Source organism: Streptomyces sp. NPDC111606, assembly GCF_055656945.1.
Window position 1 is genome coordinate 415,230 of the sequence record NZ_JBVKBY010000009.1, and the last position, 23,208, is coordinate 438,437.

At 68.8% G+C, this 23,208-nt stretch carries 21 protein-coding genes and 1 pseudogene; 11 read left to right on the forward strand and 11 right to left on the reverse strand.

Going from position 1 to position 23,208, the window contains the following annotated elements; all coding sequences use genetic code 11:
• The first annotated feature begins 4 nt into the window (after positions 1–4).
• Together ACZ7M7_RS30960 and ACZ7M7_RS30965 are read left to right on the forward strand one after the other, a co-directional pair.
• The gene (locus tag ACZ7M7_RS30960; RefSeq protein ID WP_383598424.1) at positions 5–226 is read left to right on the forward strand and encodes a hypothetical protein; all 222 of its coding nucleotides are present in this window, start codon (positions 5–7) and stop codon (positions 224–226) included.
• Positions 216–971 carry a DUF6338 family protein gene (locus ACZ7M7_RS30965; RefSeq protein WP_472122420.1) on the forward strand — a complete coding sequence of 252 codons (756 nt, stop codon included), beginning with the start codon at positions 216–218 and terminating at the stop codon, positions 969–971. The genes ACZ7M7_RS30960 and ACZ7M7_RS30965 overlap by 11 nt, the downstream gene beginning before the upstream one ends.
• A 172-nt stretch (positions 972–1,143) precedes the next feature.
• On the opposite strand, the gene ACZ7M7_RS30970 is transcribed toward ACZ7M7_RS30965, so the two are convergent.
• On the reverse strand, positions 1,144–2,268 hold the full coding sequence (locus ACZ7M7_RS30970) for a PP2C family protein-serine/threonine phosphatase (RefSeq protein WP_383598430.1): 1,125 nt from the start codon (positions 2,266–2,268) through the stop codon (positions 1,144–1,146).
• A 197-nt stretch (positions 2,269–2,465) separates the two neighbouring features.
• Between ACZ7M7_RS30970 and ACZ7M7_RS30975 the strand changes: the two genes are divergently transcribed.
• Positions 2,466–5,207 carry a SpoIIE family protein phosphatase gene (locus ACZ7M7_RS30975; RefSeq protein ID WP_472122423.1) on the forward strand — a complete coding sequence of 914 codons (2,742 nt, stop codon included), beginning with the start codon at positions 2,466–2,468 and terminating at the stop codon, positions 5,205–5,207.
• Positions 5,208–5,267: 60 nt separating this feature from the next.
• Here the strand turns inward: ACZ7M7_RS30975 and ACZ7M7_RS30980 are convergent, their stop codons facing one another.
• Positions 5,268–6,512 carry a PucR family transcriptional regulator gene (locus ACZ7M7_RS30980; protein ID WP_472122426.1) on the reverse strand — a complete coding sequence of 415 codons (1,245 nt, stop codon included), beginning with the start codon at positions 6,510–6,512 and terminating at the stop codon, positions 5,268–5,270.
• A 359-nt stretch (positions 6,513–6,871) separates the two neighbouring features.
• Here ACZ7M7_RS30980 and ACZ7M7_RS30985 point away from each other — a divergent pair, with 359 nt between their 5' ends.
• A complete protein-coding gene (locus tag ACZ7M7_RS30985) occupies positions 6,872–7,720 on the forward strand; it encodes a DUF4394 domain-containing protein (RefSeq protein ID WP_472122428.1) in 849 nt (282 codons plus the stop codon).
• An 808-nt stretch (positions 7,721–8,528) separates the two neighbouring features.
• Positions 8,529–8,801: a hypothetical protein gene (locus tag ACZ7M7_RS30990; RefSeq protein ID WP_472122431.1), complete on the forward strand. Its 273-nt coding sequence runs from the start codon at positions 8,529–8,531 to the stop codon at positions 8,799–8,801.
• Positions 8,802–8,979: 178 nt separating this feature from the next.
• On the opposite strand, the gene ACZ7M7_RS30995 is transcribed toward ACZ7M7_RS30990, so the two are convergent.
• From ACZ7M7_RS30995 to ACZ7M7_RS31015, 5 genes are read right to left on the reverse strand one after another with little or no spacing between them, the layout of a single operon-like run.
• Positions 8,980–10,209, reverse strand: a complete 1,230-nt coding sequence (locus ACZ7M7_RS30995) for an MFS transporter (RefSeq protein ID WP_472122434.1) — start codon at positions 10,207–10,209, stop codon at positions 8,980–8,982.
• The gene (locus ACZ7M7_RS31000) at positions 10,194–10,757 is read right to left on the reverse strand and encodes a GNAT family N-acetyltransferase (RefSeq protein ID WP_472122437.1); all 564 of its coding nucleotides are present in this window, start codon (positions 10,755–10,757) and stop codon (positions 10,194–10,196) included. Before ACZ7M7_RS31000 ends, ACZ7M7_RS30995 begins: the two co-directional genes overlap by 16 nt.
• A complete protein-coding gene (locus ACZ7M7_RS31005) occupies positions 10,754–11,947 on the reverse strand; it encodes a type III PLP-dependent enzyme (RefSeq protein WP_472122440.1) in 1,194 nt (397 codons plus the stop codon). Before ACZ7M7_RS31005 ends, ACZ7M7_RS31000 begins: the two co-directional genes overlap by 4 nt.
• Positions 11,944–13,275: a DUF6271 family protein gene (locus ACZ7M7_RS31010; RefSeq protein ID WP_472122442.1), complete on the reverse strand. Its 1,332-nt coding sequence runs from the start codon at positions 13,273–13,275 to the stop codon at positions 11,944–11,946. The genes ACZ7M7_RS31005 and ACZ7M7_RS31010 overlap by 4 nt, the downstream gene beginning before the upstream one ends.
• A complete protein-coding gene (locus tag ACZ7M7_RS31015; RefSeq protein ID WP_472122445.1) occupies positions 13,272–14,303 on the reverse strand; it encodes a phytanoyl-CoA dioxygenase family protein in 1,032 nt (343 codons plus the stop codon). Before ACZ7M7_RS31015 ends, ACZ7M7_RS31010 begins: the two co-directional genes overlap by 4 nt.
• Before the next feature lie 464 nt (positions 14,304–14,767).
• Here ACZ7M7_RS31015 and ACZ7M7_RS31020 point away from each other — a divergent pair, with 464 nt between their 5' ends.
• Positions 14,768–15,544: a GntR family transcriptional regulator gene (locus ACZ7M7_RS31020; RefSeq protein WP_472122448.1), complete on the forward strand. Its 777-nt coding sequence runs from the start codon at positions 14,768–14,770 to the stop codon at positions 15,542–15,544.
• Positions 15,545–15,990: 446 nt separating this feature from the next.
• Complete coding sequence (locus ACZ7M7_RS31025) at positions 15,991–17,325, forward strand: helix-turn-helix domain-containing protein (protein ID WP_472122452.1); 1,335 nt, start codon at positions 15,991–15,993, stop codon at positions 17,323–17,325.
• 244 nt (positions 17,326–17,569) lie between these two features.
• Here the strand turns inward: ACZ7M7_RS31025 and ACZ7M7_RS31030 are convergent.
• Positions 17,570–17,614, reverse strand: a pseudogene (locus ACZ7M7_RS31030) (hypothetical protein); the annotation flags it as partial.
• A gap of 36 nt (positions 17,615–17,650) precedes the next feature.
• Between ACZ7M7_RS31030 and ACZ7M7_RS31035 the strand changes: the two are divergent.
• From ACZ7M7_RS31035 to ACZ7M7_RS31045, 3 genes are all read left to right on the forward strand, one after another.
• A complete protein-coding gene (locus tag ACZ7M7_RS31035) occupies positions 17,651–18,067 on the forward strand; it encodes an MPN domain-containing protein (protein ID WP_472122501.1) in 417 nt (138 codons plus the stop codon).
• Complete coding sequence (locus ACZ7M7_RS31040; RefSeq protein WP_472122455.1) at positions 18,064–18,264, forward strand: hypothetical protein; 201 nt, start codon at positions 18,064–18,066, stop codon at positions 18,262–18,264. Before ACZ7M7_RS31035 ends, ACZ7M7_RS31040 begins: the two co-directional genes overlap by 4 nt.
• Positions 18,265–18,566: 302 nt before the next feature.
• On the forward strand, positions 18,567–18,806 hold the full coding sequence (locus ACZ7M7_RS31045) for a hypothetical protein (protein WP_472122458.1): 240 nt from the start codon (positions 18,567–18,569) through the stop codon (positions 18,804–18,806).
• 237 nt (positions 18,807–19,043) lie between these two features.
• On the opposite strand, the gene ACZ7M7_RS31050 is transcribed toward ACZ7M7_RS31045, so the two are convergent.
• Positions 19,044–19,295: a hypothetical protein gene (locus ACZ7M7_RS31050; protein ID WP_472122461.1), complete on the reverse strand. Its 252-nt coding sequence runs from the start codon at positions 19,293–19,295 to the stop codon at positions 19,044–19,046.
• An 85-nt stretch (positions 19,296–19,380) separates the two neighbouring features.
• Between ACZ7M7_RS31050 and ACZ7M7_RS31055 the strand changes: the two genes are divergently transcribed.
• Positions 19,381–19,935 (forward strand): SMI1/KNR4 family protein, encoded by a 555-nt coding sequence (locus tag ACZ7M7_RS31055; protein WP_472122464.1) that lies wholly within the window; start codon positions 19,381–19,383, stop codon positions 19,933–19,935.
• A gap of 648 nt (positions 19,936–20,583) precedes the next feature.
• Here the strand turns inward: ACZ7M7_RS31055 and ACZ7M7_RS31060 are convergent.
• Positions 20,584–21,426: a MerR family transcriptional regulator gene (locus tag ACZ7M7_RS31060; protein ID WP_472122467.1), complete on the reverse strand. Its 843-nt coding sequence runs from the start codon at positions 21,424–21,426 to the stop codon at positions 20,584–20,586.
• 1,450 nt (positions 21,427–22,876) lie between these two features.
• Positions 22,877–23,208, reverse strand: a 332-nt coding sequence (locus tag ACZ7M7_RS31065) for a transposase (RefSeq protein ID WP_472122470.1), incomplete at its 5' end; no start/stop codon positions are given.

The following is a 23,208-nucleotide window of genomic DNA, read 5'->3' on the forward strand; positions in this document are numbered from 1 at the left end:
CCCCATGGCGACCGAGCACCACAAACCAGCGTACGGACCAGGGCCTGACGCGACCGATGGGTCCGGCAGCGAGGACTGGGAGGACGAGTTCGGCCTGGACGACAGGCATTTCGTCGTGGAGGACCTGATCGACGAACCCGACCTCGAGTTGCCGCCCGCCGTGACCAGCGCGCCGCCCGCCCAGCCTCCTGACCCCGGCGCACAGGGGCAGCCTCGTGCCCAGTAGCGTCATCGCCGCGGTGATCCTCCTCGCCGCGATGACGCCGGGCTTCGCGTTCCACCAGGCACTGCGCCGCTACCGCCCGCAGGACACACGGTCGTCGACCATCGAGGTCGTCCAGCTGTTCAGCGTCGGCGCCCTGGCGACCTCCGCCGGACTGCTGCTGACGCTGCTGGCCGGGGAACTGGTCACCTTCCTCGTACCGGTCGACGCCCTGCACAGGGCGCCGGCCGACTTCCGGGACCGCCCTTGGTCGTGGATCGGTGCCGCGCTGGTGACCATGACGCTGAGCATGGTCCTCAGCACCCTGGCCGGGGTGTACACGGGACGGACGTCGCCCAGGCGCACGGGCGCGGGGCTGCAGGACGGCACGGTGGCCGTGTACGCCCTCACCGACCGAGCCGGCCCGGACCGGACACGGAAGCCCTTCGTGGCCGTCGAACTGTCCGACGGGCGCCTGGTCGAAGGCTATGTGCGCTACGTGTCGACCGACCCCGACCCGGCCCGACGCGATCTCGTGCTTCAGCAGCCGATCGCCTGGACCGGGCCGGATGACGTACCCCGCACCCGCTCGAGGGCGGTGTGCGTCTTCGTGCCGGGTGCGCTCGTGCGTGTGGTGCACATCAGCTACCCACCGCAGCCGGCGCCCCAGCCGGCTCCCGGCACCACCGTCGCGCCCTCACCGGCCGCAGGGGCGGCGTCCCCGCCGGGCAGCAGCGCCGCGCCCGCTGCGGGAGGCACGGTGCAGTGACCGGGAGGGCAGTGGCAAGAGGCGGACCTTCACCTCCCGACTCCGTCGCGCCGTCATGTGAACCGCCGCTCTCACCTGTGGGCGGCGATTACGCGTCGGCGTCCGGCGCCGGGGACTCCGGTCCTGTCACATGCGGTCCGCAGGCGCCCGCATCAGCACCGAAGCAGCACCGTCATCCCCGTTCCACGCCGACGGCTCCCCGATCCTGCGCGTCGACGCGCCTCAGCGCGAGGGCCGCGATGTCGTCGTCGAGCCTCCCGCCGCTGTGCCGGAGCAGATCCCGGTGCAGCTGGTCGAGCAGCTCGCGGGGCTGCTCCTGGCTCTGCCGCTCCATCCAGTCCGGCAGCGGAAAGAACTCGCCGGCGCGGTCCCGGGCCTCCGATACGCCATCCGTATAGAGCAGCAACTGGTCACCCGGGGCGAAGGCGACACTGTCGACCCAGTAGCGGTCACCGATGAGCGACGCGAGGTTGAGGGGCGGCGAGACGACTCTGGGCTCCAGAACCTGGACCTTGCCCCGATGCGCGATCAGCGGCGGGGGATGTCCGCAGTTGAGAAGTCGTATGTGGCCGCCGTCGTGCGGGATCTCGGCGAGGAGAGCGGTGGCAAAGTGCTCGGGCTGGTCCTGGGCGGGAAACACCGCGCTGTGGCGCGTGACGGTGGTCTCCAGGCGATGGACGATGCCCTGCAGGTCGTGCTCGTCGTACGCGGCCTCCCTGAAGCAGCTGATCACCGCCGAGGCCACTCCCACTGCGGACAGGCCCTTGCCCCGTACGTCGCCTATGAGCAGCCGGACCCCGTGCGGTGTACCGATTGCTTCATAGAAGTCACCGCCGATCCGGGCCTCTTCCTGGGCCGCCAGATACAGCGACTCGATCTCGATGTCCTCGATGCGGCGCGGCATCGGGCGCAGCAGCACCTTCTGGGCCGCGTCGGCGACGAGCCGGACGTGGAAGAGTATTTCCTCCCGCTGGAGTCGGACATGACTCCCGTACGCGGCCGCCAAGGTGACCGCGACGATCGCGGCCGACGTGTACTCCGTCCCCAGATCGGTGTAGAAGAGGCTGAGGACCATCATGAGCAGTATGCAGAACGCCCCCAACAGCATCGTGGGGAGCACGGGCCACATCGCGGCGGCAAGGGCGGGCGCGGCCGGCAGAAGGCGGCTGATGGCGATCTCCCTGGGGGTGGAGAAGGCCAGGCCGGCGATGAGGACGGTCAGGACCACGGGTGACAGCCGGACAACTTCCCATCGGCCGCTGTAGGCGGGGCGACGGCGCCTCAGCCGTGCAGACATGATCACAAAATGCATCATATCGGCCTAAACGGGCATCGGGCGCGGAGAAACCGTGCGCCACGCGTCGGCAGCAGCGGCGGATGACGCTCCCCGGAGAAGCCGAGGCCATGCGAGACACGACACAGACGCCCGAGGTCGACCGGGCATGAATCGGGCGGGCCCTGGCCGCTCGGGATCACCAGTGTTAAAAAGGTCGCATGGCGAACCGTTTCGCCCATTTTCCACATCTATCGGTCAAACGCGTGGTCGGCAAGAGCACGCGGAGCGTGGCCGGGCAGGTGTTGATCTTCCAGGTGGCACTTGTGGTGCTGCTCGTGGCGTGCGGCGTTTTCGCCCTCATCCTGCAGTCGGAGCGGGACAGCAACGCCGAGGCCAGGCGCCGCTCCACGGCCGTGGCACAGACCTTCGCGCACTCGCCGGGTGTCCTGGCGGCATTGCAGACCCCGGATCCGAGCAAGATTCTCCAGCCGCTCACCGAGGCGGCACGTCGGGCCGCCGGTGTCGACTTCATCGTGATCATGGACACCGAGGGCATCCGGTACACGCACCCCTTGCCGGACCGGATCGGGAAGCGGTTCGTCGGCGAGATCGGACCGTCGCTGGCGGGGAAGGTCTATGTCGAGAGCGTCGACGGCCCGCTCGGTCGCGAAGTGCAATCCACGGTCCCGGTCGAGAACGCCGACAAAAAGGTGGTGGCCCTCGTCTCGGCAGGGATGAAGGTCAAGAACGTCGAAAGTCAGTTGACCCGGCAACTACCGATCATCCTGGGTGCCGGGGCCGGGGCGCTCGCGTTGTCCACCGGCGTGACGGCACTGGTGGGCAGGCGGCTGCGACGGCAGACCCACAGCCTGGGCCCGGACGAGATGACCCTGATGTACGAGCACCACGACACGGTGCTCCACTCCGTCCGGGAAGGGGTCCTGATCGTGGCCGCCGACGGGCGGCTGATGCTGGCGAACGATGAGGCCAGACGACTGCTGGAGCTGCCCCCGGACGTGGAGGGACGGCTCATCTCAGGACTGCCGGGCCTCGATCCCGAGACAAAGGCGCTGCTCGTCTCCGGGCGCGAGGCCACCGACGAGGTGCACCTCGCGGGCGATCGGCTGATCGCGGTCAACCAGCGGCCCACGGATCGCAAGGGAGGCCCCAAGGGAACGGTGGTGACGCTGCGCGACTCCACCGAGCTGCAGGCAGTGACCGGCAGGGCAGAGGTGGCACGGGAGCGCCTCAGGCTGCTGTACGACGCCGGACTCCACATCGGTACCACCCTGGACGTGCTGCGCACCGCCGACGAATTGGCGCGGGTCCCCATTCCTCGCTTCGCGGACTTCGTCACCGTGGACCTCGCCGACACCGTCCTGCACGGCGACGAGCCCGCCCCCACGGGGACGGACATGCGACGCGCGGCCGTGTGCGGCATCCGGGACGACCACCCGCTCTCCGAACAGGGCCGGCTCTTCGACTACCAGCCGTCCACTCCCCAGGCACGCGGCTACGGCAGCGGCCACTCCCAGTTGGTGAGCGATCTGCCGACCGCCACGGGCTGGCGCCTGCAGGACCCGGAGCGCGCCCAGGCGATCATTGACTACGGCATCCATTCCCTCATCACCGCCCCCATCCAGGCCCGTGGCGTCGTACTGGGCATGGCCAGCTTCTGGCGCGGGCAGCAGCATGAGCCCTTCAACGAGGAGGACCTGTCGCTGGCGGAGGAGCTGGTGGCCCGTGCCGCGATCAGCATCGACAACGCCCGCCGGTACACCCGCGAGCACGCCCTGGCCGTCACCCTCCAGCGCAGCCTGCTGCCACAGGCGATGCCCGAGCAGAACGCCCTCGACATCGCCTACCGCTACCTCCCCGCCCAGTCGGGCGTGGGCGGAGACTGGTTCGACGTGATCCCCATGCCGGGGAGCCGGGTGGCACTGGCCGTCGGCGATGTGGTCGGCCACGGCCTGCACGCCGCCGCCACGATGGGCAGGCTGCGGACCGCGGTCCACAACTTCTCCGCACTCGATCTGCCACCCGACGAGCTCCTGAGCCACCTGGACGACCTGGTCGGGAGCATCGACCAGAACGAGACGGCAGACAGTGCAGCGGGCGTCGTGGGTGCCACCTGCCTGTACGGGATCTACGACCCCGTGACGCGCCGCTACGTCATGGCGCGTGCGGGGCATCTGGTGCCCGCGCTGGTCCACCCTGACGGAACCGCCACCTTCCCGGACGTGCCGGCCGGTCCGCCCCTGGGCCTCGGCGGCATGCCGTTCCAGACCGCGGAGCTGTGCCTCGCGGAGGGAACCCAGCTCGTCCTGTACACGGACGGCCTCATCGAGGACCGCAGGCGCGACCTGGACGTGGGCATGGAACTGCTGCGCGCTGCGCTGACGGGCCACCCCGGCCGACCGCCCGAGGAGACCTGCCAGGACGTGCTGGACAGCCTGCTCCCCGGGCGCCCCAAGGACGACGTCGCACTGCTCGTCGCCCGCACGCGGGAACTGCCGCCCGATCGGATCGCCGACTGGGACGTACCACCGGACCCGGCCGCCGTCGCCGGTATGCGCGAGGCGGTTTCCCAGAAGCTCGAGGCGTGGGGCCTGTCGGAGTTCGGCTTCACCATGGAACTCATCCTGAGCGAGCTGATCACCAACGCCATCCGCTACGGCGCCGGACCGATCCACGTGCGGCTGATCCGCGACCGCACGCTGATCTGCGAGGTGGCCGACAGCAGCAGCACCTCACCACATCTGCGCTACGCCGCGACGACCGACGAGGGAGGCCGGGGTCTGTTCCTGGTCTCGCAGATGACCGAGCGCTGGGGCACCCGGTACACCCCACAGGGCAAGGTGATCTGGGCCGAACAGGCACTGCCCGAGGTCATGCAGCAGCCCGCCCCGGGTCCGGCCGACGCGGACACACCCCTGGACGAAGAGGCGGCCGACCCGTGAAGCCGGCCGCCGCGGACGTAGGCGGTGTCGACGACGTATGGTCCGACGCGCCCGACGCAGTCAGCGCCACGCTCCCGACAGGCGCCGGGTGACGACGGCAGTGAGTGTGCGCACGCCCCGTGTCGATCCAGGGTCGATGCCCGTCAGCTCACGGACCCGGCGCAGGCGGTAGTCCAGGGTGCGGGTGTGGACGTTGAGCGCGGTCGCCGTGGCACCGCGGTGCATGTCGTGGCGGTAGTACGCGTCGAGGGTGGTGAGGAGGTCGGGGCCGGTCTCCAGGCGGCGGGCCACCGTGCGAAGCCAGTCGTCGATGAAGGGCACGTCCGCGACGGCGAGTTCGACGAAGACATCTGCCAGGGTGTGCGGCCGCAGCCCGGCGGACGCCCGGCGCGGCGGGGCTGCCCGGCTGATCCGCCGGGCGCGGACGAGAGCTTCGGCCAGTTCCGGCAACGGTGCGGTGGCCGTGCCCACGGCGCATGGACGGCCGAGGGCACGGGCGAAGTCCCGTACGAGATCCGGCAGGTGGTCGGGGGTGAGGTCGGGTAAGAGGTCGGGAACGACGTGCGGCGGTGCGTTTTCCGCCGCCACGACGCCGGAGAACAGGGGAAACAGGGCGATCAGCTCACCGCTCCCGTCGCCGCTCTCCGGTCCCCACATGACCGGCACCCGGTGGCTCTTCACCAACGCCCCGATCTCGCTTTCCAGGAAACGATCGATGGTGGGCAGGTCCGGAATCCGGAACACCGTCACCGCGCAGCGATCCGGGAGTTCCATGTCGACGGCCGCGGCGAGTTCCACCGAAATCGGATCTCCGTTCAACAATGATCGGGCCAGCAGGGCGACCTGCTCGGTATACGGAATTCGGCGACGGAGTACACGCACGAATCCCTGGCGGTAGGCAGCGATGCCGCGTTCGCCCTGCGGGGCGAACCAGGTCATCATGCGCATGAGTTCGTCGACACCGCCGCCGCGCTGGGCATCGGTCGCCTCGTTGATCTCGCGGAGCATGAGGGCGGTGTGCACGCGCAGCACGCGCTGCCGCGCGTCGAGCGACATCCCGGCACCTGCCCGCAGCTCCCCCATCGACGCGATGTAGCCGAGATCGTCTCCGCTCAACTCGCTGTTCTCCGACGAAAGTTCAACAGTACGACGCCGGAACCACATCGAGTGTTCCAGCGTCTCGGCCCGGGCCCGGCGGTCCTTGTCCAGGAACCCGAACTCCGGGATCTCACATATGTATGTCTCGACCTCACGGCGGGCGTTGGTCGACGCCTGCCGGGCCAGCTCGGCAAAGAGGCTCCCCATGAACGCGAGCATGTCATTCAGGACAAGCGGCCCGACAGAGGAGATCCGGACGGCGTTCATCACTTTGCACAAAACGGTGGCAAGTGTATCGACAGGGCCTTTGTCACAGTGCGCAAAGTTCCCGGATCGGGGCGTTTTCGTCAACCCTTCTGCTTGTGGAGGAACTGTGAAACGGCCTTAATGAGAACCGCCTGCACGCCCGTCGGAAGAACACCACCGGAATCACTCCGGCGCAACTCCGGCAGGACTGCGGCAATCAGTGCGGGCAGGAATAGGGGAATTCACAGCCAGGCGCCTCGAATGGCGCCCGCCCAAACGGGAGGGAAACTCCGATGGAAGCAGGCACGAGAAAGAGAATCATGGCGGCGCTCGCGGTCATGGTCACGTCGACGGCACTCATGCTCGGCACACCCGGCACCGGCTCGGCCGCCCCTGCCGCCGCACCCAGCCTGCGCGCTTTCGGGATCAGCGGCGACGGCACCCTGATGGCCACGTTCACGACCGACCGGCCGCAGGTCCTCGACTGGGTCAGGGTCGTCACCGGCCTCAGCGGCGACACAGGCCTGATCGGGATCGACTTCCGGGTGCAGGACGGCCTGATGTACGGCGTCGGCAACAAGGGCGGCATCTACACGATCAAGACCCCGCCGACCACCACGGACGTCGTGGTCACCAAGGTGTCCCAGCTCCAGTACGCGCTGCACGGCGCGAACTTCGGCGTCGACTTCAACCCGGCGGCCGACCGCCTGCGCGTGATCAGTGACAACGGCCAGAACCTGCGGCACAACCTCAACGACCACAGCACCATCCAGGACCTGAACCTCACCACCCCGCCGATCGAGGGCACGACCAAGGGCGTCTCGGCCGCCGCGTACACGAACAACGACCTCAACGGGGCCACCGCGACCACGCTCGTCGACATCAACACGACCACCGACCAGGTCGTCCTGCAGTCCCCGGCGAACAACGGCACGCTCGCGCCGACCGGCAGCCTCGGCATCGACGCCGGGATCAACGCCGGAATGGACATCTACAGCACCCTGTCCGGCGGAAAGACGGTCGACAACGCCGCCTTCGCCTCCCTCACCCCGTACGGCGCCGGCACCCCCTCGCTGTACAGCATCAACGTCTTCACCGGCCAGGCCACCTCCATCGGCCAGTTCCCGCTGAACATCACGGACCTGGCCATCTCTCTCACAGGATCCTGATCCCCGGTCCTCGGACCGTCCTCGCCGCGGTCCGGCCACCGCTGGACCGCGGCGAACCGGGGCCACCGGCGAAGCCTCCAGGGCAGTGCTCCCCTCACTGACATAGGGGCAACACGCACACCCCGCCCCCGAACTATGTAGTCCCACCACATGTGCCCTTGACCTGCGCGTTCCTACGGTGTGCGAACACATACCCGTCCCCACCGCACACGAGGAAGTGGCGCACATGGCCTCCGCAACAACCGCTCCCCCACCACCCGGGAATCTCAAGCGCATCGTCGCCGCCAGCCTCATCGGCACCACCATCGAGTGGTACGACAACTCATTCGATCGGGGCTAGGACCTGCGGTTTTGCATGATTTCGGGCCTGGAAGTCAGCACGGAACCAGCACGGGGTTGCTGGCGTGCTGACTCAATGCCGGTGAACCCGCGTCGCGGCACGCTCACTGGCCCGGTCGCCCCCCCCCCGCCGGACGCGGGCGGTTTCCGACGTACACCGTCGGCCCCTCCACGCACGCCGTTCCGCTGACGATTCTGCCGACCTGGCACGTCGTCACCGGGGGCGGGCGGCTCGGGCAGGTGGTCAGGGACCCGATCGCCCGGGCTCGGGCCCTTCGATCGTCGGACGCCTCGTCGAACCCGTCGATCACGTATTGCCAGTTTCCGCTCATCACGTCATCACGGCATCCGGTGACGACGGTCAGCTGCTGCTTGGGGATCTCACAGCAGCAGCCGAACCTTTCGAACTGGGTTGGCTCGGACGGAAGGCCAAGCTCACGGTGGGCGTCGGGCCGGAGACCTCTACCTGTTGGATCTCACCGAACCGTTCCCCCACCCGACGCACCTCGGCCGGCACGGCCGGGACGTCACAGCCCTCGCCCTCGGCGGCGGACGATTCATCACCGGGGGCGACTCCGATCATGTGCGGGTCTGGGAACGCGCCGGCAGGTCCACCGTGCTGTGCGCCGCAGGCTCGATCCGAGCGCTGGCCACCGCACCTGCTGACGACGGCCATCATTTGTTTCTCGCCTGCGACCTCGGCGGGCTCTCGGCCTGGCGTGTCCCGGCTCTCTGGTTCTAGCTGCTGTGAGCGCGTAGGCAGGACCTGCAGCCGCCCGTTCCCTCCCGCTCGGGTGCGTTCCACGGTGCCACGGGCCCCGGTGCCACGAGGACGTTCCGCACGTCTTCCTTCCGGGTCCAGTCGCCGGGACAGGGCCTGTCGGGGGCGGCAGCGCACACCTTCCGCCCCGACAAGACGCTTACGCGGCCCCCTCTTCGACCACCTCCGTCTTCATGCTCCCCTCGGACGAGGCCTTGGCGGGGGCCCATTGCAGGCGGGTCGTGCACAGGGAGACGATGACGGCTGAGGCTGCTACGACGGCCATGCCCCAGGTCAGGTCGCTGGCTTCGGCGACGAAGCCGATCAGCGCGGGACCGACGAGGAGTCCGGTGGTTCCCGTGGCGGCGACCAGGGACAGGGCGTCCGGGCCTTCGGCTGCGGCGGCGACGTAGAGGCACGGCGTCACGGCGGCCACGCCCAGTCCCACAAATGCGAAGCCGAGGAGAGCGGGCACTACGCCGCCGGCCAGCAGTGCCAGGGCCAGTCCGAGGCCGGCCACGGCGCTGCCGACGCGGACGACGACGGCGTCGCCCCAGCGGCTGCGCCAGCCGTCACCGAAGAGGCGCGCGAGGACCATGACGACCGAGATGACGGCGATGCCCAGTGGAGCGACCTGGGCCGATGCGCCGGCGACGTCCTTCAGGTAGAGCGCGGACCAGTCGTTCATCGAGCCTTCGACCACCTCGACGAACACCATGGTGCAGCCGAGCCAGAGCATCACCCGTGTCGGCCTGGCCATCCTTCGGCGGCGCTTGCCCTCCTCCTGCCCGGCCGTAGGCCCGGCCGGCTCCTCAGCGGGGGCGTCGTCGGGGAGCAGGCGCGGGCGCGCGCAGGCGAGGAGCAGTAGGAGTACGGCTGACGCGGCGGCGAAGTGGGTGACGATGCCGGAGGTCAGCGCGGTCATGCCGGACGACACCAGGGCGGCCAGGAACGAACCGGCGCTGAAGGTGGCGTGCAGCTGCGTCATCGCCGTACGTCCGTGGGCCGCCTCGAGGGCGGCGCCCTGCGCGTTCATCGCCACGTTCAGGCAGCCGACCGCCACGCCGTCCACGCAGAGGATCATTAGCGTCAGGGGGTAGTTGGGGGCTACGGACAGCGCCAGGAGGATCGCCACCAGGGCCAGCCCGGACAGCAGGGCGAGGCGGCGCGCGCCGAGGCGCTTCATCAGGAACGTGACGAGCGGGAAGGAAGCCGCCGCGCCCGCCCCGGTGACCATGAGCAACAGGCCCACTTCCGCGGCGCTCAGGTCGAGGCGCGTCTTGAGGGCGGGGATCCGGGAGATCCAGGTGGCGTACTGGAACCCGAGGAAACAGAACAGCGCCGCGATCGCCAACTGCGTACGTCTGAAGTCGTCTAGGACACGGGGCACGGGAACCGGGCCACCTCCTTCGAAGGGCTGGTACCGCTGCCGGGCACCGGGATGGACATGTACACGGCCTTGTCGCCGTAGCTCTCCGGGAGCCGGACCCGTGGTTGGACCCGGTAGCCGTGCGCGGCCCAGAAGTTGGCCATGCCGTCGACGGCGACAAGCGAGATGTGCTGGAACCGCGGTCGCGCGGCGGCCGTCAGCCGGGCGAGCAGTCCGCCGCCCCAGCCCCTGCCCCGCTGTTCCTGTGCGACGACGATGTCGTGCAGGTGGAGGTTGCGCGAGTCGTGTACCGGCTCGTCGGACCTGGCCAGCGCCGGGTACCGGTACATCGGGTACGGCAGCGAGAGCACGTACCCCGCCACGTGCCCGTCGAGGTCGAGTACGAAGCAGGTGTCCGGCGAGGCGCGCCCTTTCGACTCGAGCGCCGCCCGGCCCTCGGTCAGGGAACTGCCCGCGTAGGCCGCCGCCTCCAGGGCGGCTATGCCCGGCCAGTCACCGTCGCGCACGGGCCGGATGCGCTCGTCGAGGCCCGCCACTCCCCCGCTCACGCCGCCGCCCCCGTACGCCCGATCCCGTCGTGTGTCGTCGTGTGCGGCAGCGGTCCGAAGCCGTTGAAGCCTTGTGTCATGTAGCTGGTGGCGTAGGCGCCGGCGGACAGGACCCAGACCGGGTCTCCGGACGCCAGCTCCTTGGGCACGAGCCGGTGCGCGGTCCCGTAGGCGTCGTCGCTGTCGCATGTCGGACCGGCCACGACGGCGGCGACGAACTCGCCGTCGAGGTGGCCGGGGAAGACGAGCCGGTGGCAGAGTTCGTCCATCTCGTAGAGGCCGTTGAACTTTCCGCAACTCAGGTACAGCCAGTGCACGAGCTCGCCGTCGGGCTGTCGCCGCTCGGTGAGCCGGTAGACGTGCGCACGGATCGCGCCGTGATCGGCGACCAGATGGCGGCCGGGTTCCATGACGAAGTCGAGGGGCGCCGCGTTGAGGCGCCGCAGTTCGTCCATGCCCTCGCGCAGAACGGCGAACATCTTGTCCAGCGGGGGCTCCAGCCCGCGGCCGTGCCGGTCGAGGTAGCCGAGCGCGGGCAGTCCGCCGCCGAGGTTGACGTGGTCGAGCACGATTCCTTGCTCGCGCAACGCCACCATGGTGTCGGCCAGTTGGTCGACGGCCTGGCGCCATGCCTCGTACGTCATCTGCTGCGAGCCGACGTGCACCGAGAGCCCCGCAGGGGTCAGTCCGGCAGCATGGGCCGCGGTCAGCACACGGACGGCGTCGTCCTGCGAGCAGCCGAACTTGCGGCTCAGGCCCCACAGGGCGCCTTCCCCGCTGGTGGCGAGGCGGCAGTACGCGCGGGCGCCGGGGGCGTGCGCGGCGACGGCCGCCACGTCCTGCACGCTGTCCGTGGCGAAGGTCCGCACGCCGAGCCGGTGGGCCTCGGCGATGCTCGCGTCGGACTTCACGGTGTTGCCGTAGTGGATGCGGCCCGCGGGTACGCCGAGCCGCAGCGCCTGCTCGATCTCCGCGGGGCTCGCCGCGTCGAAGCCGGCGCCCCGGTCGGCGAGGCAGGTCAGCACCTCGTCGACCGGGCACGCCTTCATCGCGAACCGGATGATGACGCCGGGCAGTTCGCGCACCAGGTGGTCGTACTGGTTCCCGACCCCGGTGAGATCGAAGACGACGCAGTCCGACGACGCGGCGGCCAGGGCGGAGGCCAGTCGGGCGCCCAGGTCCACACTCACGCGTCCGCACTCCCGAGGCCGGTCTCCCGGGCGGCGCGCACCAGCGCGGGCCAGGCGTCGATCAGCAGCGCGAAGTCCTCCGTGTCCCGCCGTGCCTTGTCCAGCAGCTGATCCCGGCGCGCGTCCATCCGGTCGGCGAACTTGGCGTAGCGGCCGCCCAGTTTGCGGTACGAGGTGCTGACCCGGTCCAGGCGCCAGATGTTCTCCGTCCGGTCCAGAGCTGCGCTGTCGCGCAGGAAGCCGGAGATCACGTCGCCGCGGACGTGCTCCCGCTCGTCCAGCAATGCGGCACCGGCCGCGCCCATCCGCTCGTAGACGTCGTTGAAGTAGAGCATCGACAGCAGGAACTTCACGAACCGCATCTGGTAGGCGCGAAAGCCCGCGTCGGTGCGCCGGAAGGGCGTGTAGAAGTTCTCGATGTGGCGGTTGTGCAGCACGCCGGGAAGCGCGGCGTCGTGCACAAGGTGGATGAGGAAGTAGTCGCTGCCGATGGTGTCGGTCGCCGGTGGCAGCGGCACCCGCTCGTACACGTCGTGGTCGAAGCCGATGTTGCTCATGTCCACCCGCATGGGGTCGACCAGCGTCAGGGTGGAGTGGTCTGCGGTGAAGGGGGTGGTTCCGGCGCCCTTGAAGGACTCCTCGACCAGCTGATCCTTCTGCTCGTCCGACCAGCCGACGGGTGCCCACAGGCTGACGACATCGCGGTAGACGCCCGCGTCGAGCTGCTCGATCTCGGCGATGTCCACGGACGGTTCGCCGATGAAGGAGGCCCCGACCATGGATACCGGACGGTGGCCGTGTTCGGCGGCGAGGACGGTCTCGGTCACGACGGCCGATGCCTCGGCGGCGGGCTTGCCGAGCGAGGACAGCTCGTGGTGGATGGGGAAGATCTGTTCGCCGTCCAGCACTTGGTAGGTGCAGTCCGAGTCCCTACGGTGCACGGACCGGCACCCGAGGGCACTGGCGATCAGGAAGGCGCGGTTGGTGCAGGCGCCGTAGGAGAGTGCGGTCGGCAGCATGAGGCCGAGCAGCAGCTTGGGCACGGCGACGTCGGAGCGCTGGATCGTACGGCGCAGGAAGTCCCGCTGACGTGCCTCGTCGAGGTGGTGGACGATCACGTTCGGGGTGGCAGGCAGGCCGGCCACCACGCGGGCGTGCTCGGCCCGCGTGGTCTCGTCGCAGGAGTCGAGGATGAGCAGGTGCACCTCGGTGCCGAAGGTGCGGGCCGCGTACGCGGCCTCCTCGCCGAGGCCCACGATGGCGTCCGAGCACGCCCTGTTGGTGGGCAGCGCCAGGCAGATCCGGTCGGTGCTGGTTCGTCGGTTCACTTGGCGCTCTCTCGTTCGCTCCACGAGTCGAGTCCCAGGAGTTTGCTGCCGAGGTCGTCGAGCGTGGCGGCGCCGTACCGGAGCGATTCGTGCCGGTCGGCGTCCCCGAGCAGCGTGCCGTTCCAGTCGGGGGTGCTGAGCGTGCGCCACGACTCGACGCGGGAGCGTCGCAGGTCCTCGTGCTCTTCCAGCGCCGGCATCATCGACAGGTACTGCACGGCGCGGACGCCGTGGTCGGAAGTGTTGGGCGCGACTCCGTGGGCCAGGAGTCCGTTGAAGATCAGCAGGTCACCGGCCTGGAGGTCGGGCCGTACGACGGGGAACTCGGCGCGGTCGATCGCGGGCCTGATCGGGTCCCGGCCGGTCGGCTGCGCGATCCGCCACTGTTCGAACTGCCGGAACAACTCGGGTGCGCACTGGAATCCGCCGAGTTCGGGCTGGGTGTCGTTGAGGGCCAGGATGCCCTGCACCCGCTGCGGCAGCACGCCCAGTGTGGTGTCGACGTCCCAGTGCAGCTCGATGTCGAAGCCCTCGTCGGTCGGCGCGATGAGGGAACGCGAACGGCTGCCGCGGTTGGGCGGGTTGAGGTTCAGCCGGTCGAGGGTGACCCACAGCTCGTCGCAGTCCCAGACGTCGGCGAAGGAATCGTAGACCCGCTGCGTCTGCCGGGTGTCCCACATCAGTTGGTGGTGGTACGCCTCGACGAAGCCGTAGACGTGCAGGTCGCGGTCGAGGTCCGAGCGGAACTCGCGTTCCTCGTACCAGGTTTCGGGCCGGTCCGGGTCCAGTCCCCGGAACTCCCAGGCGAACTCGTACAGGCTCTTGGCCTCGCCCGGCGAGACGGCGTTGCGCACCACGACGTATCCGTACGCCTGCCAGAAGGCGAAGTCCTGTTCCGACAGCACGCGTAGCGGCTGCGACTTCTCGATCTCTCTCAGCTGCGTCTGGGCGAGGTAGGTCTCGCCGTCGGCGCTGAAATAGGGGCGCCGGGTCGGGGCGCGGTACAGGTAGGGGTCGGATGTCGGCATGCGATCACTCCAAGGCTCGAGTCCTCAGTGGCCGAGGGGAACTCCAGGCCGCAACTGATCGAACTGAGGTTCCTTCAAAGTGGACTGGACCAATTCATGGTGTCAATCGCAACGCGGCGAAGTTGCCGCGAACTGCCTGCCAGTTGCCTGTTGTTGGCCGCTCCGCAGACCCGGGCCGCGCCGTGCGTGGCGACGCGCCGGCCCCGTGCCCCTGTTTCGCCGCGTTTGCGTTGCGGCCACGGCGTCGCCTGCCGCCACGCCGGACGAAGCTGAAGGCCGTGGGCCCGTAAGGGAGTTGGCCTAGACTTTTCGGTGCGCCGCGACGGCCCGGGAGGCCGCCTTGGCCACTCCCGGGAGATCACGGATCCGCCTCCCCCGCGACACGCCGCCACCCATTTGGACTAGACCAAGGGCAAGTTGAGGGCTATAACGAATCACCTGCGAGAGCACCCGGAAGGCAGGTCATGACCACCGACGTGAGCATCGTTCAGGACGACACCGACATGCCCGGTGGCGTCGCACGGGTGCCGAAGTACTACCGCGTGAAGCAGCAGGTCCTCGCGATCGCGCAGTCGCTGGCGCCGGGTTCACGCATGCCGGCCGAGCGATTACTCGCCGTCCGGCTCAACACCTCGCGCACCACCGTCCGACTGGCGCTGCAGGAGCTCGTCGGTGAGGGCCGGCTGGACCGGATCCAGGGAAAGGGCACGTTCATTGCACGGCCGAAGCTCTATCGCGTCCTCCAACTCACCTCCCACACTGAGGACATGCAGGCCCAGGGTCTCGAACCGGCTTCGCGCATCCTCGACATGCGTCACATCGAGGCCGACGAGGAACTGTCCCGCCTGCTCGACATCGATGTCGGTGAGCGGGTGGTCCGGATCGAGCGGCTGCGGCTGGCCGGTGGCGAGCCCATGGCAATCGAGACGACCCATCTGTCCGCACGGCGCTTCCCCGACCTGCGCGAGTCGCTGGCCAAGTACAGGTCCTTGTACACGGCGCTCGCCGAGGTGTACGGCGTGCGTCTGTCGGAGGCCGAGGAGGGCATCGAGACCTCGCTCGCGACCCCGTACGAGGCCAGGCTGCTCGCGACGGACGTTGGCCTTCCGATGATGCTGCTGTCCCGGCACTCGCACGACACCGAGGGCAGACCGGTGGAGTGGGTCCGCTCCGTGTACCGCGGCTCCCGCTACAAGTTCGTAGTGACCTTGGTGCCCATGGCGGACCGGGTGCCCGACTGAGTCGCCGTCCGGTCCCGACCGTTCCACCTCGTTGTTCGCGCCCCCACGCTCACGGCGACCCTGCACGCTGCCGCCCGCTGATCGCGCGACCGGTTCCCGACACGGCCCGCCCCTGTGCGGCGGCCGTAACCGCGCAGAACGCTGAGCCCTCAGGCCGGCCCCCACGACCGAGCCCCTGCGGACCAGTCCCGCCCCGCCAACCCTGGGAAAGTCGTGACACGACAGGGTGTTCTCACCAGCCGAACCGAAGCAGCCCCGACATCGGCCGAAGCCGACCGACCACCAGCCGCCGGCAATCCTCGAGGGGCACGCCCCAGGATCCCCGGGCGCTCGCCGGCCGCCGTGCCGAAGCCGGCCGGGGTCGCTGACCACCCGGCGGGGGCGAGCAAAACCTGGTTCCACGGCCGTTCGCCGGCCGCCGCCCCGCGAGCGGAGGCCTGCCTCCCGTGAACCAGATATCGTTGTCGACAACACTCGCGGAAGCCCTGGTCACCGCACGTGAGGCGGCTTGCCTGACCCAGGAGGACCTCGCGGAACGGTCCGGGGTGAGTGTGCGGGCCATCCGCAACCTCGAGACCGGCCACACCTCCCGCCCCCGCAAGCAGTCCCTGCTGCTGATTGCCAAGGCCCTCGCGCTGCCCCCGGACGAGGTCGGGCGGCTGATGCGCAGACCCGGCGCCGCGCAGCGGCAGCCACCACCCGGTCTCGTCCCCGCCGAGCTTCCCTCGGCGCCCCGCCATCACCTCGTCGGCCGCACGACGCACGTCGCCTCGCTGCGGCTGCACCTGTCCGCCACGGAGCACGGCGACACCGGGCGGCCCGCCGTGGTCGTCGGGCCGCCCGGCGCGGGGAAGACATCATTGGTCCTTGAGGCGGCGCACTGCGTACGCGACCGGTTCCCGGACGGACAGGTCTTCGTGGACCTCCATCCAGGAGCGTCCTCTACGCCGCTGACGCCGGACGAGATCGTCCCCCGCGTGCTGCGCTCCCTCGGTGCCGGGCCGGCGGCAGGCCATCCGGAGGAAGCAGCTGCCCGGCTGCGGGACGCGCTGAGCAGGAGGCGCGTCCTCGTCGTCTTGGACAACGCCGACAGCGAGGCGCAGGTACGGCCGCTGCTGGTGGACGGTTCGCGCAGCGCCGTACTGGTGGCCGCGCGCCGCGAACTTCCCGCGCTCACCGCCCAGTTCCGTAGGCACATCGGCGTCCTGAGCGATGTGGACGCCCTCCAGGTGCTGGAGGACCTGCTCGGACCCGCGCGCACGGGCGCGGAGCGATCGGCCGCGTCGAGTGTGCTGCGGTTCTGCGGAGGGCTGCCACTGGCCCTGCACATCGCCGGGCTGTGGCTGTCGGCGCGACCGCACCGGTCGCTGCGTGATCTGGCGGACCGGCTGACGAACGAGCAGGACCGGCTCCGCTTCCTGCACATCGGCGATCTGTCGCTGGAGGCCAGCGTCGCGGCCTGCTACAGCTCACTGCCCTCCTCGGTCAGGACCGCGTTACAGCGGCTGAGGACGGTGAACGGTGACTTCGGTGTCGACGACATGGTGACTCATGTGACACCGTCACGAGGACTGGCCGCTGATCTCCTCGACGATCTCATTGACCGTCAGATGGTGCACCCGGTCGAGCCGGCCGCCGGCGGCCGGCTCCTGTACCGACTCCACGACGCAGTGCGCCAGTACGTGGCGTACGGCCCGGTCGGCTCCTGGCACCCGGACCGCGTGACGGGCCAGATCTGGCTCCCCCGGCAGGCTGTGGACAGCGGCGGAAGCGAGACGTGAGCCTCCCAGTCGCCGTCATCCGAGGCCACCCCACACACCTGGCCGTTGGCCATGCGGTACACACATGATCGGCAAGGTGCGGTGGCTTGCCTGTGGTGCCGATGTGACGCGCCCATTCGGATCCGCCGTGTCCGCGAGTCCGTTTCTCCCGCGGGTTCCGCGGCACTCGGGAGCAGCGGGCGCAGGGTCTCGATGACGCTCGCTCGCGCACGAGGCGGACCAGTTCCGCCTCGACCTCCTTCGGGTCGGGGTCGGTGCCCGCCTTCAGGACGACGAAGCCGCGTGGCACCTGCCCCTTGAGGGCGTCCGCGACGGCGCTGGCGCTGTGACACGGCTCCTGTACGGAGCCCGTAAGGGCGAGGGCCTGCCGGGCTTCGCAGGCGTCGCCCTCAGCAAGCGACCGACCGTCACCGAGTTGGAAAACCTGACCGTCAAGCACGGTGTCGAGTTCGCCGTGATCTATGGGCTCGGTCCTGGTGCCAAGGGAACGGGCGGCGAGTACTTCCTCTACTCCGGCGTTCACAACCGCGTAGAGATACCTGTCCGCGGGGACAGCATCCTCGTGTACCACACGCACCCTCGCGGTAGCGTCTCACCGAGTGCCCAGGACAAGGCACTCCTGGGCCTGTTCCAGGCAGCCGGCTCACCGATGAGATCCTCGAAGATCGTCCCTGTCGGGCGCAACGGCCTGGTGACCACTTTCACCAAGGACGGCATCTCAGAATGGAGCCAACTCAAGTGATCGCTGAAGCCGACGAGTACGCCTTTCTTTGGAACGGAACAGAGGAAGGCTGGGTCGTCATTCGCACAGATGCCGGCGAGGCCATTTACAACGCCCAAACGCAGCGTGCCCTGCTCATCGAGGACGACGCCATGGCCGCCCGGGTCATTGAGCTGATGCGCGAACACGGGTGCCAGGTCCTCGACTCCATCCCCTAGCAGATGGTGAGCGGCTGAGCAATCGCTGCTTCCGCCGGCCACTCAGACCCGCTGGAGGTCATCCAGCGGGTCTGAGTGTGCCCCCTGCCCTGGCGTGCATCCACGGTCCAGCACGTCCACCGGTTGTGCGACGGGAGCGGCGTCGTCCTCGACAGCCTCGCTCTCGCGGAGTGCACCGGAGCCCGCTCGACAAAGGCCGTCCTCACCACGCTGTTCCGCTAAGCCGGCCTCCTCCGCATCTGCTTCCACGCCCTCGCCAGGCCCCCGACAACTGTCAGCCGAGGCTGCATAGGATCACGTCCATGACCGGCAGCAGGCTGGACGAACTCATCGCCACCGGTTTGATCGACTGCCTCGATGCCCAGGACAGGGTGCTCCTGGAGCGCCGGGCACAGGTGAAGTCCGCCGACGAAGAACCCTCTCCTCTGGATCCTCGCGGCTGGTGGTTTGCAGTCCCCGCCGAGAAGTACGAGGGGCTTTTCGAGGCGCTCGGCCTGCACGACCGTTTCCCTGTCTCACCCGGTGAGGGCGCCGACTTCTAGGACCTACCGCTTCGCAAGAGCGCGCTCCCCACTTTCATCACACCTGAACTCGACGGATGGCGACTGATCTTCGGCAACCTCGTCGGTCTGCTGGGCCTCGAGTGGGACGAGTGGATGGGCGCGGTCGAACGACTGAGGGCCCACTGTGGGCAGGCACAGATGTTCTGTGAGGACTCGGCGGAAGGCTCCGATGTCTGGGTGGTCGCCCACAAAGGCCGTATCCGCCGGCGATACGCCTCAGGAAGCTGCCCGGAATGGACCGGCGACCCGCTCCCCGAAGAAGAACTCTGCATGGACGAAGCCGACTTCGAAACCCGGGATCGACGGCACGATCCCGAACGAGGCCATGGCGGGCGTGAGTCTCGCCTGCGGACGCCTCTGGATCGATCCGCGCAACGTCGGCGCCACCACGCAAAAGCGCGGCCAGGCTGGCTCGCGCTGCACCAACCCGACATCGGTCATGAAGGCCTGACCTTGCTCGTGCGTCACTGAGCCTTGGGTAGGCGGCCGCCGGGAGTGGAGAAGTCCACTGGAATACTGGAGGCTCGCAAACCTGCTCGAAGGCGGGACCGGTATGAACGAATCAACGGGGATGACGGCGCTGCGGCAGCTGCTGCCTCCGCCTCCCGGCGCGGGCGAGGACATCGACTGGGAGGCGGCCGAGGCGCGGTGGGGGACCGGGTTCCCCCGGGACTACATGGACTTCATGGCCGTGTACGGCGTCGGCGGGATCGGCTCGGAGGAGGAGATCGGCGAGCTCGCAATCCTCGGGCCGTTTCCCACCGGGGCCCACGAGCACTCCCCTGACGACTTCGAGGACGAGACGGGAAACGCCCGTCTGACCTGGGAGGAGGAGGGCACCGACCAGGAGGGTCTCAACCTGGACCCGGACCACATCCTCGCCTGGGGCTACACCTCCCACGCCGACATCCTGTGCTGGCTGACCAGCGATCCGGACCCCGACAAGTGGCCCGTCCTGCTCTTCGCCCGTCATGGCTCGGAGACCTGCGAGGTCGTCCCCTGCGGCATGGTCGAATTTCTGCGCAGACTGCTCGCTGAGGAACTTCCCTCGTACAGCATGGAGTTCACGCCCGGGCCGCGCTTCGAGCACTGGCGCAAGGGGCGATGAGCCGCCTGCGCCGGGCTCATGTGCCCTTGTTCTGAGGGGGAGCCGCCGGTGCTGTCGGCCCAGTAGACCGTACGGTCGCACCAGCGGCGCAGGAGCGTGCGGTCGTGTACGGCCACGAGCCGGCCGCATGGCGCGGCAGTTCAAAAAGTGGTGTCACAAGCCCGGGCGTAGAGGGCCGCACTGACAAGCACCGGTGTCGTCGCCGACCGACCGTCCCTTGGAGGTCAGCATGTACGACCACAAGTCGCCGTGGCCGGCGACACCACCCCGGGCAGGCGGCTTTGGCCAGTGTGCCTTCGAGAGAACGACACACCCCTGGGCGGGCACTTACCTGGCGACGCCCCGGTCCAATGGGTGCGGCTCTTCTGCAGTGAGCTGGTGGTGCCGTGCGCCGTGCCGTTCGTGGGCGGACGGCGGATCGTCGTCTCCCAGGACGCGGTCCTGGAGGCGGCGATGGTGTCGTGGTTGGAGGAGCTCGATCGGCGGGAGGCTGCCGCGCGAGAGGAGATCGCTGAACTGCGCGATCTGGTCGAGGAGTTGACGAGATCGGCGGCTTGGGTTCCCGCACATGGAGGGTGCGGCCGTGTCGAGATGCCGGCTGCGTGTCGGCGGGCAATCCGGAATCCTCACGCACGGCCACACCAGCGATCAGCTGCCTGCGGAGAGGTCCCCGCCAAGGAGCCGCGCCGTGAGTTCCATGCACCGCGTCCGGGCCGCGGAGAAGCCATAGGGCATCCTGGTCACCGCTTCGAAGGCACTCATCTGGGCGTCCTCCTCGCCGCTCGCCTCGGCGTCGTAGATCTCGAAGAGCTTCTCCTCAGCCACGTCCAGTCCGTCGGCTTCAATGGCCTGGAGCAGGGCCTTGTGGTGGGCGCAGTGCTGCGCGGCGAGTTCCTCGACCTGCGGGTCGTAGGGATCAACGGTGTCATCGAGAGCGGCGTCAGCCGCGTCGAGGCGGTCTGCCTCGGCCCGTAGGCCGGGATGGGTCGCCAGGGTGATGAACACGCTGGCCTGAATTGCGGCTCCCAGCGGCCCGAAGATCCGTTCCGTGACCAGCAGGGCGTCCAGGTCGGAGGGGCGCACTGCGCCAGAAGGCAGGTGGCTGAGCCGGTCTGTGACCAACGGGGACAGCAAGCCCAGTGGGCTGCCCACGACCCGCAGCCGCTGGACTGCCGCCCTCTGACGCTTGATGTCGGCCTCCTGGGCAGCCAGGGTCTCCTCCAGCCGGCCCAGAATGTCCTCAACGTCCCGGGCTTCGTCGAAGGCGGCCCGCATGTCGTCCAAGCTGATGCCGGCCTCGGACATCTTGCGGATCCACAGCAGGCGGATCATGTCGTCATAGCCGTAGCGGCGGCGTCCGTCTCCGCCTCGCTCGGGCTCCGGCAGCAGACCGATCTGGTGGTAGTGACGAATGGCGCGCGGGGTGGTTCCGGCGAAGGCGGCGGCATCGCCGATCTTGACCTCGCGGGGAGGCCTGGCGGAAGGGTACATCGCAGACAGGACCTTTCGTGCTGTGGTGCCCTCGACGACACCACATGCCGCTACGGCATGTGCAACTACACACCACCCGGACCTGACGGGCTATCGGGCGGTCCCTCTCCATGGGTGACCGTCCCAGGACGAGCCCGCAATGGGTGGGGAGGTCACCTGAGCAAGTTTGGCCAACCGAGGAGCGACACCTCAGGAGATTCAAAGAGCGCCATCCAGGACGTCCCGGAGCGAGCGCGACTATGCAGCAGGCCAGCGTCGAGCACCCGTCAAACCAGCACGGTACGGGTCACCACAGATGACAACCGGTGCCGACAGGTGCGACAACAAGCCATCCTCTACAGCCTGCAGCACCACCAGACGGCATCAAAGTATGGGCTCACACCACATGGGACAACGCTGCGGCCATTTCTAGCCTGAGCAGCACCCAAAGCACCCTGGCCCCCGCCCGGAAGTGACCGATATGACCGCACGTGCAGCGCGCGCTCCAACACTTCGCGAAATGCGGAAGATTGCAGCAGCGAGCTTCATCGGAACAACTATCGACTGGTACGACAACTCATCCTGTCGGAGCTAGGACCTGCGATGTTCTGTGATTCCGGCCTTCGAAGTCAGCACGGAACCAGCACAGGAGTGGTGGCGGGCCGCCTGGGTGCCGGACGACCTGCTTCGCGGCACGTTCCGATGATCCCAATGGCTTCGGGACACGGTCAAACAGAGTCGCCGACGGCCCCACCTCGCCGTACCCAGGTGGCCAGCTCGATGGGCCCCTACTTGGCGTGCACGCGATCTGCGATGGGGCAGACGGCCACGGCCACTGCCCGGAGCGGCCGCCTGCTTGAAGGGCCTCGACCTGCGGCAGGCCGAGCTCGGCATCAACACCGCGCTTGCCCCGCGCCCTCAGCATGGACGCGAACCCGCTCGCGCCGAACGCGCTGAAGCTCCGGCACAAGAAGATGATGCCGGACGGCGCCCGAGGTCTTGTTGGAAGAGGTGAACTCCGCCCGCGACCAGGTCGTGGTCGAGTGGCTGAGCGACGGGGGCTTCCGCATTGGCGAGTTGTGCGGCCTCCACCTCGCCTACCTGCACCCTGCGCGAGTTGGACAGTGAACAGGCCACCCGCGCGCGGTGGCGGTCCAAAGGAGGCGGGCTCGCGCTTCGAGCGCAGCTCACGCCAGTCGGCTGCGGGCGGTTCTTCGCGCGTCCTACGTCGCTACGGAGGAACCCCGCCCCTGCTGAGAAGCCAGAGGAGACGAGGGCCAGCCCCGCAGGAACGAGCATCCGGCGACGCCACACCCGCAGCTCCAGAGATGCCGGCTAGCAGTGCAGCGGGAAACCCGAGCGCGATGTCCATGGCGCTCGAAATCGCACTCGGTGGTGGGCACCGCGTTCTCGACGGTCACGTCCGCTGGAGTGGTGTATCGACGGCCACTCGGCGATCTCGTTTTTGAGGCTATGCGGTGAGTTCGGTGGGCAGGTCGGTCTCGTCGTTTTCTGACTCGATCGGGTGGAGGCGGGCCTTGGCCAGCAGGTCGAGTCCCATGTAACGGCGGGCCTCGGTCCACTCGTCGTTCTGCTCGGCCAGCACCGCTCCGACGAGCCGGATGACGGCGGTGCGGTCGGGGAAGATGCCGACCACGTCGGTGCGGCGGCGGATCTCCTTGTTCAGGCGTTCCTGCGGATTGTTCGACCAGATCTGCCGCCAGATCTCACGCGGGAAGGCGGTGAAGGCCAGCAGATCGTGCTGGCCAGCGTCCAAGTGGGCCGCGGCTTTGGGGAATTTGG

Coding starts and splice junctions, on each gene's coding strand:
- ACZ7M7_RS31060 (WP_472122467.1), bottom strand. CDS start 21,426: ATGTACCCTTCCGCCAGGCCTCCCCGCGAGGTCAAGATCGGCGATGCC.
- ACZ7M7_RS31055 (WP_472122464.1), top strand. CDS start 19,381: ATGAACGAATCAACGGGGATGACGGCGCTGCGGCAGCTGCTGCCTCCG.
- ACZ7M7_RS30985 (WP_472122428.1), top strand. CDS start 6,872: ATGGCGGCGCTCGCGGTCATGGTCACGTCGACGGCACTCATGCTCGGC.
- ACZ7M7_RS30960 (WP_383598424.1), top strand. CDS start 5: ATGGCGACCGAGCACCACAAACCAGCGTACGGACCAGGGCCTGACGCG.
- ACZ7M7_RS31045 (WP_472122458.1), top strand. CDS start 18,567: ATGACCGGCAGCAGGCTGGACGAACTCATCGCCACCGGTTTGATCGAC.
- ACZ7M7_RS30970 (WP_383598430.1), bottom strand. CDS start 2,268: ATGTCTGCACGGCTGAGGCGCCGTCGCCCCGCCTACAGCGGCCGATGG.
- ACZ7M7_RS31020 (WP_472122448.1), top strand. CDS start 14,768: ATGACCACCGACGTGAGCATCGTTCAGGACGACACCGACATGCCCGGT.
- ACZ7M7_RS31015 (WP_472122445.1), bottom strand. CDS start 14,303: ATGCCGACATCCGACCCCTACCTGTACCGCGCCCCGACCCGGCGCCCC.
- ACZ7M7_RS30975 (WP_472122423.1), top strand. CDS start 2,466: ATGGCGAACCGTTTCGCCCATTTTCCACATCTATCGGTCAAACGCGTG.
- ACZ7M7_RS30980 (WP_472122426.1), bottom strand. CDS start 6,512: ATGGGGAGCCTCTTTGCCGAGCTGGCCCGGCAGGCGTCGACCAACGCC.